This window comes from Micromonospora sp. NPDC002411 (genome assembly GCF_053592955.1).
The window spans coordinates 1-14447 of sequence record NZ_JBSFBM010000167.1; the positions used below are offsets into that span (position 1 = coordinate 1).

Annotated in this window: 15 protein-coding genes; 12 read left to right on the forward strand and 3 right to left on the reverse strand. The window is 73.5% G+C overall.

What is annotated here, in order from left to right; translation table 11 throughout:
- Window positions 1–395, reverse strand: a 395-nt coding sequence (locus ACWCO3_RS20065; RefSeq protein ID WP_450011397.1) for an SRPBCC family protein, incomplete at its 3' end; no start/stop codon positions are given.
- 182 nt (window positions 396–577) lie between these two features.
- On the opposite strand from ACWCO3_RS20065, the gene ACWCO3_RS20070 reads away from it, so the two are divergent.
- Window positions 578–1540, forward strand: a complete 963-nt coding sequence (locus ACWCO3_RS20070; RefSeq protein WP_145785499.1) for a 1-phosphofructokinase family hexose kinase — start codon at window positions 578–580, stop codon at window positions 1538–1540.
- Window positions 1537–2364 carry a 5'/3'-nucleotidase SurE gene (gene surE, locus ACWCO3_RS20075; RefSeq protein ID WP_088988211.1) on the forward strand — a complete coding sequence of 276 codons (828 nt, stop codon included), beginning with the start codon at window positions 1537–1539 and terminating at the stop codon, window positions 2362–2364. Before ACWCO3_RS20070 ends, surE begins: the two co-directional genes overlap by 4 nt.
- Before the next feature lie 17 nt (window positions 2365–2381).
- Here surE and ACWCO3_RS20080 read toward each other — a convergent pair whose 3' ends face one another.
- Window positions 2382–2744, reverse strand: coding sequence for an STAS domain-containing protein (locus tag ACWCO3_RS20080; protein ID WP_030330302.1), 363 nt, complete (start codon window positions 2742–2744; stop codon window positions 2382–2384).
- Window positions 2745–3132: 388 nt separating this feature from the next.
- Here ACWCO3_RS20080 and ACWCO3_RS20085 point away from each other — a divergent pair, with 388 nt between their 5' ends.
- From ACWCO3_RS20085 to ACWCO3_RS20105, 5 genes are all read left to right on the forward strand, one after another.
- A complete protein-coding gene (locus ACWCO3_RS20085; RefSeq protein WP_354885948.1) occupies window positions 3133–3273 on the forward strand; it encodes a hypothetical protein in 141 nt (46 codons plus the stop codon).
- Between the two features lie 128 nt (window positions 3274–3401).
- On the forward strand, window positions 3402–3800 hold the full coding sequence (locus tag ACWCO3_RS20090; protein ID WP_145779528.1) for a hypothetical protein: 399 nt from the start codon (window positions 3402–3404) through the stop codon (window positions 3798–3800).
- A 460-nt stretch (window positions 3801–4260) separates the two neighbouring features.
- A complete protein-coding gene (locus ACWCO3_RS20095) occupies window positions 4261–4947 on the forward strand; it encodes a BON domain-containing protein (RefSeq protein ID WP_145779527.1) in 687 nt (228 codons plus the stop codon).
- Between the two features lie 87 nt (window positions 4948–5034).
- Window positions 5035–5532 (forward strand): redoxin domain-containing protein, encoded by a 498-nt coding sequence (locus tag ACWCO3_RS20100; protein ID WP_145779526.1) that lies wholly within the window; start codon window positions 5035–5037, stop codon window positions 5530–5532.
- Window positions 5529–6077, forward strand: a complete 549-nt coding sequence (locus ACWCO3_RS20105; RefSeq protein WP_450011401.1) for a DsbA family protein — start codon at window positions 5529–5531, stop codon at window positions 6075–6077. The genes ACWCO3_RS20100 and ACWCO3_RS20105 overlap by 4 nt, the downstream gene beginning before the upstream one ends.
- Before the next feature lie 12 nt (window positions 6078–6089).
- Here the strand turns inward: ACWCO3_RS20105 and ACWCO3_RS20110 are convergent, their stop codons facing one another.
- Window positions 6090–8954, reverse strand: a complete 2865-nt coding sequence (locus ACWCO3_RS20110) for a LuxR C-terminal-related transcriptional regulator (protein WP_450011403.1) — start codon at window positions 8952–8954, stop codon at window positions 6090–6092.
- 144 nt (window positions 8955–9098) lie between these two features.
- Here ACWCO3_RS20110 and ACWCO3_RS20115 point away from each other — a divergent pair, with 144 nt between their 5' ends.
- The 5 genes from ACWCO3_RS20115 (at window position 9099) to serS (ending at window position 14394) form a co-directional block, all read left to right on the forward strand.
- Window positions 9099–9539 carry a hypothetical protein gene (locus ACWCO3_RS20115; RefSeq protein WP_450011412.1) on the forward strand — a complete coding sequence of 147 codons (441 nt, stop codon included), beginning with the start codon at window positions 9099–9101 and terminating at the stop codon, window positions 9537–9539.
- Window positions 9536–10684: an alcohol dehydrogenase catalytic domain-containing protein gene (locus ACWCO3_RS20120; RefSeq protein ID WP_450011405.1), complete on the forward strand. Its 1149-nt coding sequence runs from the start codon at window positions 9536–9538 to the stop codon at window positions 10682–10684. Before ACWCO3_RS20115 ends, ACWCO3_RS20120 begins: the two co-directional genes overlap by 4 nt.
- 50 nt (window positions 10685–10734) lie before the next feature.
- A complete protein-coding gene (locus tag ACWCO3_RS20125; protein WP_450011407.1) occupies window positions 10735–11916 on the forward strand; it encodes a saccharopine dehydrogenase family protein in 1182 nt (393 codons plus the stop codon).
- Window positions 11917–11941: 25 nt separating this feature from the next.
- Entirely contained in the window at window positions 11942–13024 is a 1083-nt protein-coding gene (locus ACWCO3_RS20130) for a DNA polymerase III subunit beta family protein (RefSeq protein WP_450011409.1), read from the forward strand.
- An 86-nt stretch (window positions 13025–13110) separates the two neighbouring features.
- The gene (gene serS / locus ACWCO3_RS20135) at window positions 13111–14394 is read left to right on the forward strand and encodes a serine--tRNA ligase (RefSeq protein ID WP_145779519.1); all 1284 of its coding nucleotides are present in this window, start codon (window positions 13111–13113) and stop codon (window positions 14392–14394) included.
- The last annotated feature ends 53 nt before the right edge of the window (window positions 14395–14447 follow it).

Below are 14447 nucleotides of genomic sequence, written 5' to 3' on the forward strand. Positions count from 1 at the left end.
GCGCGGGCCTGGCGGAACGCGTACCGGAACAGCGGGGTCGGCGCGGTCAGGGTGATCTCGACGTCGATCCGAACCAGGCCATCCGGCTCGGGGCGCAACCGGGTCTGGTTTCGCACAGTGGTGGCCGGCCACTGACGGGCCACCATGACGATCTCGTCGTCCTCGTTGATCAGCACGTCCGCGTGGTACGTGGTCTTGAAGTGCAGCGGGCCGGCCGCCAAACGGTCGTTGATCGTGTAGCTGGCCTGCGCACCAGGTCGGGGCGGCAGCCGGCGGACCCGGACGATCAGCGGATGCAGCTCGCCCTGCCGGGTCAGGTCGCTGAGCATCGCCGCCGCGTGGGCCGGCGAGCACCGGGCCTGGACGGTGTAGCTGAAGGTATCGCTGGTGAGCACACCGTCTCCCGCCGTCGATGGTCGCACGATCGTCCCCTACCGATGTCTGACTGGCAACGCCCCGGCCGACGAACCCAGGGCGGCAGGACAGGGAGCTACTATTTGTCGCATTAGTGATGAATTACCCAAACGTGCTGGGGGCGGACACCATGAACGGCGACGATCCGGTGAGCGGGCACGTGATGGTCTTCGCGCCCACACCACAGCTGACCGTGACCCTGGACCAGCCCAACGACCACCCCGAGTTGCACCTGCACCCCGGCGGGCAGGGGGTCTGGCAGGCCCGGATGGTGATGTCGCTCGGCGTCGACGTGGTGCTCTGCGCAGCCCTCGGCGGCGAGATCGGCCAGGTGTTGGAGCCACTGCTGGTCAGCGAGGGCGTCGACCTGAAGGTGGTGGTCCGTGACTCCGGCAGCGGCGGGTACGTGCACGACCGCCGGGGCGGGTCCCGGCAGGAGATCGCCGACGTACCCGGGCAGCCGTTGAGCCGACACGAGCTCGACGAGCTGTACAACCTGGCCCTCGGCGAGGGCCTGAGGGCCGCTGTGAGCATTCTCAGCGGGCCGAACGCGCCGTGGCTCGTCCCCGCCGACCTGTACCGGCGTTTCGCGGCGGACCTTGGCGCCAACGGCGGCCGGGTCGTGGTCGACCTCTCCGGCGATCATCTCGCCGCGGTGCTGGAGAGCGGCGTGTTCTTCCTCAAGGTGAGCCACGAGGAGTTGATCCGCGACGGCCGCGCCCGCACCGACGACACCGTCGAACTGACCCAGGCCATGTACGAGCTGCACGCGGCCGGCGCCGAGACGGTGGTGGTGAGCCGGGCCGACCAGCCAGCGCTCGCGCTCATCGACGGGGAGTTGTTCGAGGTCGAGATGCCCCGACTGGAGGCCGCCGACCCGCGTGGCGCGGGCGACTCGATGACCGCCGGGGTGGCCGCCATCGTGGCCAGCGGCGGAGACATCCGGACCGCCATCCGGACCGGTGCCGCGGCCGGCGCGCTCAACGTGACCCGGCACGGCCTGGGCACCGGACGGCTGGACTCGATCACCGGCCTGGTGGACCGGGTCCGACTGGTGCCGGCGGACAGCCGGCCACAGGAGCGGACTACCCCTGACGAACTGGCCGACCGGGTGGTCGACCGATGACAGTGCGGGTGTTGATCACCAACGACGACGGGATAGCCGCGCCCGGCATCCAGGCCCTCGCCTGGGCGGCCGTGCAGCGGGGCCTGGACGTGGTGGTCGCCGCGCCACTGGAGGAGGCGAGCGGCACCAGCGCCGCGATGAGCGCCATGGAACGGGACGGGAGGGTCGTCGTGAACGACCACCCGCTACCGGACCTGGCGGGAGTGCCGGCGTACGGAGTGGGCGGCTCCCCCGGCTTCATCACGCTGATCGCCCTGCACGGCGCGTTCGGCCCACCGCCGTCGGTGGTGCTCTCCGGCATCAACCGGGGCGCCAACGCCGGCCGGGCCGTTCTGCACTCGGGGACGGTGGGGGCCGCGTTCACCGCCGCCACGAACGGGTGTCGCGCGATGGCGGTCTCCCTCGACGTGCTCTCCGCGGGTGAGGCGACAGCGGCGAGCGGCGGCGCCGCGGTGGATGCCGCAGCCCGGGTGCGGGACGCCGAGCGGCACTGGAGCACCGCCGCACGGGTCGCCCTTGATCTGCTCCCCCGGTTGCGATCCGCGCCGTTGGAGAGCGTGCTGAACGTGAACGCGCCGGACCTGCCGCACGGGCAGTTGCGCGGAGTGCGTCGCGGCGCGCTGGCCAGCTTCGGCCAGGTGCAGATGACGGTGGCCGAGTCCGGTCACGGCTTCGTGCGTACCTCGTTGGAGGAGCCGGGGCAGGCCGCGCAGCCCGGCACGGACGTGGCGTTGCTGGCCGCCGGGTACGCGTCGGTGACGGCCATCCGGGCGGTCACCGAAGCGACCGACGTCGACCTGACCGGGCTGGACGAGCAGACCTGACGTGGTGTCGGGCGCGCTCAGGCGCCGGGCAGCACCTCGGGGGTGGCGGCACCGGCGAAGTAGGGCTCGGGGGCACCGAACAGGCCGAGCAGGCCGGTCACCCACAGCTGCCGGTGCACGAACCGGCTCGGCTCGGTGACCACCAGCTTGACGTCGCTGACCTCGGCCGTCTGGAAGCCGGCCACCATGGCGCTGATGCCGACGGAGTCGATGAAGGTGACCAGCCTCATGTTGAGCTCGATGCGCAGGGGCCGACCTTTGGCCAGCACCTCCGCGATCGCTTCGCGCACCTCGTACGCTGTGTCGACGTCGATCTCGCCCCGCGGGGCGATCTCCACGACACCACCGGACAGAACCGACTTCACGATCGACAGGCTCACGCGAGCACCTCCACCCGCCCGTCCCCCGGGCGCCTCATCAGTACGCGGGCCGCGACCGAGAGTATTCCTCCAACGGCCTCGGTCGCCACCCCTCGGGATGAGCAATTCGCGGATCCGAGCCAACAAAGCGGCCCATATCCGTACTTTTCAGTATCTGATTACTCAACACTTTTCGTTATCTGCGCCTCGTCGATCAGTCGTGACCGACGCGTCGCCGGACCAGGGTAGCCGTCCGGGCCCGGCGCGCCGGACAACCGCCCCACGACCTACGCCCGTCCCGCGTGCCACCGGCGTGTCGTCCGCGCCCAGCTGCCCTGATCGGCGCCCGTGGTTGCCGTTCCGTCCTAGCATCGGGGCGGGACACCCACCGTGACGGAGAGGACCTTCAATGATCAAGCGACTTGCGGGGCTGGCTGGCGTCGGCGTACTTCTCGCCCTCGTACTGGCCTGCGGTTTCGGCGGAGGCGACGGCGATGACGACGATGACGACGACTTCGCTCAGGGCGTTGCGGCAGTGGCGGTGCGCTGAGGTTGCGGCGTGCCGGGTTTGCGCCCGGGCGACCCTGGGCACTGGCGGGGTAGGCGAACCGTGACGCGCTGAACAGACGCCGAAGTCCGAAGTGGCCGGCGGCTTCGGCACCCAAGGAGGTAACCACGATGTTCGGAACCAACCTGCTGGACCGCCGCAGCAAGCCGGAGCGGATCGCGGACCAGGCCTGGGAGCACCTGCTCTCGGCCGTCAGCTCCGCCGGAGACAGTGTGCGGGACACCGCACGGTCGGCCCGCCGCAACAGCAGCGACCTGGCCGACGGCGCCGGTGACCTGGTGGGCTCCGCCGCCGAAGAGGCGCGACGCCGCGCCTCGCTGGCCTTCGACGCACTGGCCGGTCGCCAGCCGGCTCTGCCCTGGACACTGCTGATCGGCGCAGCGCTCGTCGGCGCGGCGGTGGGCTGGGCCGTCGGTTCCGCCGCGCGGGCCGCCGGCAGCCGGGACAACTCCTCCGTCGACGACGTGGAGTTCGTCGACGTCGACCGTCCCAACTCGCCTGCGGTCTGAGCACACGTTCCCGTACCCCCGGGCCCCGATCGACGTCTGTCGAACGGGGCCCGTACCGCTGGGTCGGGTACGGGTTGGGGCCGGTCCGCCGGGTGCCGGACCCCTCAGGCGGCCCGGCGGACCGGTGCTCGGGTGGTGGTGGTGATCTTGGTGGTGGTGGTGCACACCCCGGGGGACGGGGTCGACCGGGGTGTGCGTCGTGGCCCGGGGGACGAGCACGACGACGGGGACAGAGTTGCCCTGGCTCCACCACCCGACGCGACGGCTCCCGCGATCGAGGAACGCGATTACCGTAACCGAAATGTGCTCGTGATGGAAGCGCTCCCATGGATGAAACAACCACCATGTCACCCTGTCCGGGCGAGGACGGTTCACCCGGAGCGACGGCAGGTTCGACGTCGGCGGGCCTCCGGCTGCACGTCGCCGCCCGGCTCGCCACCGGAGCACGGGAGGAGGACAGATGGCCATCGCGGAGATCAGCCGCACCGACCAGGACATCCAGTCCGCCGTACTCGACGAGCTGACCTGGGAACCGCGGGTGCAGCCGCACGAGATCGGCGTGACCGTCGCCGAAGGCGTCGTCACGCTGACCGGCCGAGTGGACAGCTACGCGAAGAAGTGGGCCGCCGAACGCGCCGCGCACCGGGTCGCCCGGGTCCGGGCGGTCGCCAACGACCTGGCCGTGCAACTGGCCACCGGCGCGGAGCGCACCGACCCCGACCTGGCCGCCGCCGCCAGCCACACGCTGGAGTGGGACGCGTTCGTGCCCATCGAGAAACTCCAGGTCACCGTCTCGGCCGGCTGGGTGACGCTGCACGGCGACGTCGAGTGGGAGTACCAGCGCCGCGCTGCCGAACGGGCGGTCGGCCGACTGACCGGCGTACGCGGGGTGAGCAACGGCATCGCCGTCCAACCGGCCGCCCCGCCGGACGGTCGGAACCTGGCCGAGCGGATCGTCGACGCCCTCGCCCGAGCCGGGGCGACCGAAGCCGAACGGATCAGCGTCCGGGTGCACGGCGACACGGCGGTGCTCGCCGGGTTGGTGCACTCGATGCCCGAGCGGGCCGAGGTCGAGCAGGTGGCGTGGTCCGCACCAGGTATCCGCGAGGTGCAGAACCACATCGCCGTCGCCCCGGTGCTGCGGTGAGCGCGCGCCACGCGCGGCGCTGAGCGAGCACGGAACCACCCGAGGTGGGTGAGTCCGCCTCACCCACCCCGGGAGCAGGCTGGTGGCATGAGTGATCCGAACGGGCTGATCCAACCGGGGCACGCCGCGCCCGACTTCACCCTGCCGGCCACCCCGGCCGGGGACCCGATGGGGCCCGAGCAGTTCCACGGCCGACCGGTCGTGCTCGCCTTCTACCCCGCCGACTGGAGCCCGGTCTGCGGTGACCAGATGTCGCTCTACCAGTCGGCGGCACCCGTCTTCGCGCAGTATGAGGCGGTCGTGCTCGGCATCTCGGTGGACAGCATCTGGTCGCACCGGGCGTTCGCGGAGAGCCGGGGCATCGAGTTCCCCCTGCTGGCCGACTTCGAGCCCAAGGGCGAGGTGGCCCGTGCCTACGGCGCGTACCAACCGCGCGGTGAGGCCGCCCGCGCGCTCGTGGTGCTCGACCCGGACGGCACGGTGACCTGGAGCTATCTCTCGCCGCCCGACGTGAACCCGGGCGCGGACGGCATCTTCGACGCGCTGGACCAACTCGCCGCCGACCGGAAGGTGACGACCGGATGACCACGCCACTGCAGGTCACCGCCCGACTCCGGGACCCGGTGACCACCGAGGACCACATCCGCGGGCCGGCCGACGCGGCGGTCACGGTCGTCGAGTACGGCGACTTCCAGTGCCAGTTCTGCGGTGCCGCGTACCCGAACCTGCACGAGTTGCTGCGGCAGCGAGCCGACAACGTCCGGCTGGTCTACCGATACTTCCCGATCGCCAACGTGCACCCGTACGCCGAACGCGCCGCCGAGACGGCCGAGGCCGCCGGGGTGCGGGGCCGGTTCTGGGAGATGCACGACTGGCTCTACGAGCACCAGGACCAGCTCGATCCGGTGCACCTCTCGCTCGGTGTGGAGCAGGTCGGGTTGCCACCGGACGAGTTGAACGCAGAGGTGGAGAGCCGTGCGCACGCGGACCGGGTACGCCGGGACTTCGTGGGCGGCATCCGTAGCGGGGTGAACGGCACCCCGACCCTGTTCGTCAACGGCGTCCGACACGAGGGCGGCTACGACCTGGCCGACCTGTTGACGGCCGTCGACTCCGCCGGCGACGCCTGACCGCCGACCCGCTCAGATCAGCCGCAACTCGCGCGCCCGCCGGACCGCTTCACGCCGGCGGGTCGCGTCGAGTTTGCGGTAGATGTTGCGGACGTGGGTCTTCACCGTGTTGACGGAGAGCGACAGTTCGCTGGCGATCTCCACGTTGGACAGGATGCTCTGCAGGTAGCGCAGGATGGTCAGCTCGCGCTCGGTGAGCGGCTCGTCGAGGACGCCCCGGGGCGCTGCGGTCGGCCGGGCGGTGCTCGTGCTGGCCCCCCGGACCAGGTCGCTGACCAGCGTGAAGTGGGCGGTGCCCGCGTCCAGGTGGGCGGCCAGCAGGTCCCGTACGGGTGGTGCGGCACGGGTGAAGACCCGCCGGCAACCCTGTGGGCCGGCGAGGTCCAGCACCTGTTCCAGGATCCGACCGGCCCGACGCCCGTCCCCCGCCCGCTCGGCCAGCACCGCGTCCAGCAGGCCCGCGTCCAGGCGTACCGGAAGGGGCCAGGCCGTGGCCGTCGGCGACTGCCAGTCCGGCAGGACCCGCCCGGCCGCGGCGGTGTCGCCGGCCAGCAGTTCCACCTTCGCCACCGTCACCGCCAGCACCGGGTCGGTCCCGTCGTCGGCGGTTCCGGCCAGCAGGTCACGGGCGGCCTCCAGGTCGCCCCGCTCGGCGCGTAGTTCGGCCTCGGCGGCCCGCAGGAGGCTGGTCAGTTCGGTGGCGGAGGGACGGTCGGCCAGTGCCGCACCGGCCCGGACGAGCAGCCGCTGGCCGGCCGCCGGGTCACCGGCGTCGCGGTGCAACTGCGCCCGGCACAGGGCCGCGACCGCCGCCGCCACCGGTTCGCCGGGAGCGGCGGCGAGCCAGTCCTCACCGGTACCGGCTTCCGGGCCGCCAGCCCACCCGTCGATGACGCCGAGCGCCGGGCCGGCGAGGGCGAGGTTCGCCGCGGCCTCCTCGGGCTGGTCGCGCAGCAGCGCCACCAGGGCCGACGCGAGGTACGCGTAGGCGCAGTCGAGCCGACCGGACCAACCCCGGCAGGGCGGCATGCCCAGCGCGTCCCGGGCCGCCTGCTCGGCCGCCCGCAGGTCACCGCGAACCGCGAGCAGCAGTGCGGCACGGCTGGCGCCGACCAGCTCGGTACGCGGCCGACCGGCCTCACGGGCCGCCGCCCGGGCCCGGACGAAGCGGGCGGCCGGCAACGCGCCGCTGGCCAACTCGACCAGCCCCAGCGCGGTGCCGGTGAACGCCCTCAGGTCCGCGTCGTCGGCCGCTGCTCCCCCACCAGTGGTGGGAGCGGAGCTGGACGACCCGGTCGGCGCGGAGTCCGGCAGCCGGGTCGGTGTAGCGCCCTCCGGGCGGGTTCGCAGCAGTCGGGCGGCGGCGGCGCGAACCTCCGCCTGGTCGTCGGCAAGCCGGGCCACGCTCACCTCCAGCGCGGTGACCAACCGCAGGAACCGGTCGCGTCGGGGCACGGGAAGGCCCGCGGCGTGTTCGGCCGCCACGCCCAGGTGGCCACTCGCGGCCGGCAGGTCACCGGCGCACACGCGCTCGGCGGCACAGGCCAACGCCACCTCCGGATCGGCGCGGACCACCTCCGCCGGTGGGGCCACGGGGGCCGGGGCGTGCACCGGTTCGCGGTCGTAACGGGTCAGCTCCGGCCAGTGGGCGACGAACAGGTCACCGGCCAGGTCCCACCGGCCGGCGGCCAACGCGTGCCGCAGACCGTCGGCCGGCCGGCCGTCGCCCGCGTACCAGTCGGCGGCCCGGGCGTGCAGCTCGCGCAGGTCGTCGGCGGGCAACCGGGCCAGGTCGGCGCGGAGCAGGTCGGCGAGCAGGGGCTCGCACCGGTACCAGGCTGGGCGGGTGTCCTCCCGGTGCAGCAGACCGCCGGCCCCGGCCAGGTCGGCGAGCGCCTGCCCGGCGTCGGCGCGGCCGGTCAGCGCCTCGGCCAGGTCGGCGCAGACGGTGTCGACGACCGCGGTACGGCGCAGCAGGTCCTCCTCGGCCGGGTTCAGCGTCGCGAGCACCTCCTCGTGCAGGTAGCCGGCCATCTCCGGTTGGTCACCGCCGAACTGTCCCGCCCAGCGCTCCGGGTCGGCCTGACCGCGTACCGCGAGGGCCGCGATGCGCAGCGCGGCCGGCCACCCTCCGGTCCGCTCCCGCAGGCGGTGCACGGCAGCCGCCGGCAGCGCGGCGCCGTGCGCGGTGAGCAGGTCGGCCACCTCGTCGTCGGTGAACGCCAACTCGTCCGGGCCGATCTCGGTCAGCTCGCCGGCGAGGCGGAGCCGGTGCAGCGGCAGGTGCAGCCCGGCCCGCGCGCCGATCACCAGACGCAGCCGCTGCTCGGCGTGGCGCAGCAGGAACTCCAACCCGCTCAACGCGGCCGGGTCGGCGACCCGGTGCAGGTCGTCCAGGATCAGCAGCACCGGCCGGTCCGCGGCGGCGAGCGACGCCGCCAGCGCCTCCAGGTGCTCGGGGCGCGGCGACCGGTCCGGCACCGGTCCGCTCTCCGTCGAGCCGGTCGCCGCACACAGCGCCGCCGCGAGGTACGACCAGAGCCGGTCACCGTCGTCGCCCACCTCCACGGACACCCACGCCGGAACCGGGCCGGACTCGGGCGGGGCCGCCAGCTCGCCGGAGTCGGGCACGACAGCACCCGGCTCGACCTCGGCCGGCGCGCCACCCAGCCGTACCCAGGACGCGAGCAACGTGGTCTTACCCCAGCCGGCCGGAGCAGCGATCCGGGTTACCGGCCCCGCGCTGCCCTCGTCCAACCGGCGCAGCAGTCGAGGTCGGGCCACCACCGGTTCCGGCGGCACGGCCGGAGTCAACCGGGACGCCAGCAGCGGCGGCCCCCCTGCCGGCTCGACCCGCACGCGATCCTGTTCCGACACCCAGCCCCACCCCCACCGCACGCTCCGCCCCCGGTCGGCGAGCGGTTACCCGGCGGACGGCGGTTCACCCCTTCCGGGCGAGCACGCTTCACCCGACCGGGACCGACGATCGGGGGACGTGGACAGGGAGGACTGGTGGGACCGATGGGACGGCTGGCGCGGGCGGGACCCGCCCTCGGCAGCGGTGCGCTGGCTCGGGCGGTGCGCCTGCTGCGCGTACCCCGATGGGTGGGTAGGCCGGGCGCGGACGGCGACCCTGGCGCGTCGGCCCGGTGGGAGGTGGTGACTGTCGACCGGCCGCCCGAGCAGGTGCTTCCGGGCGGGCGCTGGCCCGAGCCGCTGCGACGGCTGGGTGGCGCGATCGAGGTGCGGGCGCGGTCGGCGCCCGGTGACCGGGGCACGGAGCTGGCCGCCCGGCCACTGTCCGGCGGACCCCCGCCCGCCGGGATGGCCGCGCACCTCGTCGGCGACGACCCAGCTCTGCTGGTGCGCCAGACGTTGCGTCAGGTCAAGCAGCGCGTGGAGGCCGGTGAGGTGCTGCGCGCGGACCGGTCCGCGCTGGACCGCCCCGAGGTACGCGGGTGAGGGCCCTGTGCTGGGTAACGGCCGACGAGGTGGCGGTACGCGAGGTGCCCGACCCGGAGCTGCGCAACGAGCGGGACGTCATCGTCCGGGTTCGGCGCAGCACCACCTGCGGCGGCGACCTGCCGTTGCTGGCCGGCCGGGACCCGCTGCTGCGGGCCGGTGACGTGCTCGGGGCCGAGTTCCTGGGCGAGGTGGTCGAGGTCGGGCCTGCGGTCCGCCGGCACCGCACCGGCGACCGGGTGGTCGTCGGCGCGAGCGTCGCCTGCGGGGGCTGCTGGTACTGCCGTCAGGGCCTGCACTCCTGCTGCGACAACGGCAGCGCCGAGCTGGCGAGCGCGGACCCCGACTGGGGGCGATCCGACGCCGGCTGCTTCGGCCGGCCCCCGGCGGCGGGCGGGTTCGCCGGCGGTCACGCCGAGTACGTGCGGGTGCCGTACGCCGACGTGGGTGCGTTCGGAGTGCCGGACGGGGTCGACGACGACCGGGCGGTGTTCGCCGCGGACGCGGCGCCGACCGGGTGGCTGGCGGCGGAGTTGGGGGCGGTACGTGCTGGCGACGTGGTGGCGATCTGGGGCGCCGGGGCGGTGGGCCAGCTGACCGCCCGGGCGGCGGTGCTGCGCGGTGCCGCCCGGGTGCTGGTGGTCGACCGCCACGAGGAACGCTTGCGGATGGCCGAGCGGCACTGCGGCGCGGAGCCGCTGGACTACCGTCGCACCGACGTCGCGGCGGAGCTGCGCGATCGCAGCGGTGGACGTGGTCCGGACGTGTGCGTGGTGGCGGTCGGCGCGCCGCCGGCCCGATCGTTGGTCGACCGGTTCGGTGGCCACACCGCCGACCGACCGGACGCGCTACGGGAGTCCGTGCACGCCTGCCGCAAGGGCGGTGTGGTGGTGGTGCTCGGCGCGACCGGCGCCTTCGTCGACGCGTTCCCGCTGGGCACGGTGACCGACCGGCGGCTCACACTGCACGGGGTACGTCGGCCGGACCTTCGCGACGTGCCGATGCTGCTGGACCGGATGGCCCGCGACGAGCTGCGTACCGAGCATCTGGCCACCCATCGGCTGCCGTTGGAGCAGGCACCCCACGGGTACGAGTTGTTCCGGGACCGGACCGACGGTTGTGTACGGGCCGTGTTCACGCCCTGACGGCCTCGTCGTGATCTGCCATCGGGGGCCACGAATGGCAGACTCCGGGGATGACTGGGGAGCGGACGTACGACGTGGTGCTGTTCGGGGCGACCGGGTTCACCGGCGGTCTGACCGCCGAATACCTGGCCCGGCACGCGCCGGCCGGGCTGCGCTGGGCGCTGGCCGGGCGCAGCCAGCAGCGTCTCGCCGCCGTCCGGGACCGGCTCGCCGCGATCGACCCGACGCTGGCCGAGCTGCCGCTACTGACCGCCGACGTGACCGACGCGGACTCGCTACGCGCGGTGGCGGAGAGCACTCGGGTGGTGGCCAGCACGGTCGGCCCGTACATCCACCACGGGGAGCCGCTGGTCGGGGCCTGCGCCCGGGCCGGCACCGACTACCTGGACATCACCGGCGAGCCGGAGTTCGTCGACCTGATGTACGTGCGCCACCACGACGAGGCGACCCGCACCGGGGCGCGGCTGGTGCACGCCTGCGGGTTCGACTCGATCCCGCACGACCTGGGGGCCTGGTTCACTGTCAAGCAGCTGCCCGCCGACGTGCCGATCACCGTGGACGGTTACGTGCGCGCCGGTGGTCGGTTCTCCGCCGGCACGTACCATTCCGCGCTCACCGCGTTCTCCCGTACCTCGCAGGCCAGCCGGGCCGCCCGGGACCGCCGTGCGGTCGAGCCGCGCCCCACCGACCGCCGGGTCCGGGCGGTACCCGGCCGGCTGGCCCGCTCCGCCGAGCTGGGCATCTGGACCGTCCCGCTGCCGACCATCGACCCGCAGGTGGTCCGCCGTTCGGCGGTGGCCCGCCCGGAGTACGGCCCGGACTTCCGTTACCGGCACTTCGCGGCGGTGAAGCGGCTGCCCACCGTGCTGGCCGGCGCGGCCGGGCTCGGCGCGCTGATCGGGCTGGTGAAGCTGCCACCCAGTCGACGGTGGCTGCTCGGTCGACTCGCCTCCGGGCAGGGCCCGACAGCCCAGCAGCGGGCCGCGTCCTGGTTCCGGGTGCGGTTCGTCGGCACCGGAGGCGGGCAACGGGTGGTCACCGAGGTGGCCGGCGGCGACCCGGGCTACGACGAGACGGCGAAGATGCTCGGTGAGTCGGCGCTCTGCCTGGCGCTCGACGACCTGCCGCCGACCTCCGGTCAGCTCACCCCGGTCGCCGCGATGGGTGACGCGCTGCTCGACCGGCTCGTCCGGGCCGGGCTCACCTTCCGGGTGCTGGACCGCTCGGCTTGACCCTCGACCGGGTCGAGGGGGCAGGATGCCCAGCGTGAGCGACCTGCACAGCATCGGTGAGCTGGCCCGGGCCAGTGGCCTGACCGTCAGCGCCCTGCGCTTCTACGACTCGGCCGGGGTGCTGGAACCGGCCCTGGTCGACCCGGTGACCGGCTACCGCTGGTACACCGATGAGCAGATCGCGCCGGCCCGCCTGGTGGCCGGGCTGCGCCGGATCGGCATGCCGGTGCCGGAGATCGCCGCCGCGGTACGCGCCGAGCCGGCTGCGGTGCACCTGTTGCTCGACGCGCACCTGCGTCGGCTGGTCGACGGGCTCGCCGACGCCCGCCGTGAGGTGACCCGGCTCCGGACGCTCGTCGACCCGGCCCCGCAGACCAGCACCACTGTGCTCCTCTCCCCCGCCGACCTGGCCGCCGCGCTCGACGCGGTGCGCTTCGCCGTCGGCGCCGACCCGGAGCTGCCGATGCTCTCCGGCGTGCTGCTCGACGTGGAGTCCGACGGCGTGCGGCTGGTCGCCACCGACAGGTACCGGCTCGCGCTGGCCCGGTCCGGGGCCGACGTCGACGGTCCCCCGGTGCGGGTGTTCGCACCCGTCGACCTCGTCGACCAGATCCGGGCGCTGCTCACCGCCGCCGACGCCCGGCCGGTGCGGCTGACCGTGGCGGGCGCGGACCTGCGGGTGCTGGTGGCCGGGCGGACCCTGACCGGCAGCGCCCTGCCGTACGACTTCCCGGACTACCGCCGGCTGGTGCGCCAGGCCGTCGGCGAGCGGCCCACCGCCCGTCGCATTCCGGTGGACGTGGCGGCGCTGCGCGCCGCGCTGGCCGACCCGGCGGCGCCCACTGTCCCCCGCGACCACGACGGCACGCCCCGGGCGGTCACCGTGCTGGGCGTCGACGACACCGGCGACCTGCGGCTGCTCCCGGACACCGAACTGACCTCGGACGCGCTGCGGGTCGGGGTGGACGGCGGATACCTGCTGGACGCGTTGAACGCGGCCGGCGGGCCGCAACTGGTGCTGGAGTTGGACGGGCCGATCGGGCCGCTGGCCGTACGCCGTCCGGACGACGCGGACACCTACTCGGTGCTGATGCCGATCCGGCTGTAGAACCTCCCCGTCCCGGGCCGAGGGGGCCGCGACGGTAGCATCTGGTGGTTCACCAGTGAACCCCGGACGGAGGCGTACGGAGCAGCATGCTCGACATGGAGTTGATCCGGAAGGATCGCGAGGCAGTGGCGACCGCGTTGGCGAAGCGACTGGATCCCGCCGAGGTCACCCGATCCCTGGACGAGATCCAGCGGCTCGACCAGGAACGACGCGCGCTGATCACGGAGATCGACGCCGAGCGGCAGCGCCGCAAGGCGGAGGCCCGGGCGTACGCGCAGGCGAAGCGTGCCGGCGAGGAGCCGCAGGTCGTCGCGCCCGACGCCGAGCGTCGACAGCTCGCCGACCTGGAGTCCCAGCTGGACGAGGTCCAGGGCCGGCTCCGCGACGCGATGAGCGAGCTGCCCAACCTGCCCAGCGACGACGTCGTGGCCGGCGGCAAGGAAGCCAACCAGGTCGTGAAGACCTTCGGCGAGCCACCGGTGATCGAGAAGGTCCGCGACCACGTGGAGCTGAGCCGGGCGCTGGGCCTGGTCGACTACGAGCGCGGGGTCAAGCTCGGTGGGTCCGGTTTCTGGATCTACACCGGCATCGGCGCCCGGCTGGAGTGGGCGCTGCTCAACTACTTCGTCGACCAGCACATCAGGGCCGGCTACGAGTTCCTGCTCCCGCCGCACCTGCTGCTGGACTCGGCCGGCTTCGCCGCCGGGCAGTTCCCCAAGTTCTACGACGACGTCTACCACCTCGACTCGGCGTCCGCCCCGCGCGGCCAGTTCCTGCTGCCGACGTCGGAGACGGCGATCCTCGGCGCGTACCAGGACGAGATCCTGGAGACGCCGAAGCTGCCGTTGAAGGCGTTCGCGTACACCCCCTGCTACCGGCGAGAGTCGGCAGGCTCGCACTCGGACGAGCGCGGCACCGTGCGCGGGCACCAGTTCAACAAGGTGGAGATCTTCCAGTTCACCCTCCCGGAGCAGGCCGACGCCGCTCTGGAGGAGATGCTCGCCCACGCGGAGAGCCTGGTCGAGGGGCTGGGCCTGCACTACCAGCGCACCCTGCTCTCGGCCGGTGACGCCAGCGCCTCGATGAAGAAGACCCTCGACATCGAGGTGTGGATGCCGAGCACCGGCAAGTACAAGGAGGTGTCGTCGGTCTCCTGGGCCGGCGACTACCAGGCGCGTCGGGCTGCCATCCGCTACCGCGAGCCGGGTGGCAAGCAGACCCGTTTCGTGCACACGCTCAACGGCTCGGCGCTGGCCACCAGCCGGCTCTTCCCGGCCATCCTGGAGCAGTACCAGCAGGCCGACGGCAGTGTCCTGGTCCCGAAGGTCCTCCAGGAGCGCCTGGGCACCGACCGTCTGACCCCCCGCTGACCGACCTGTTCGACGGCGGCGGGCCTGGTGCGTCCGCACCACGCAGAAAGGGA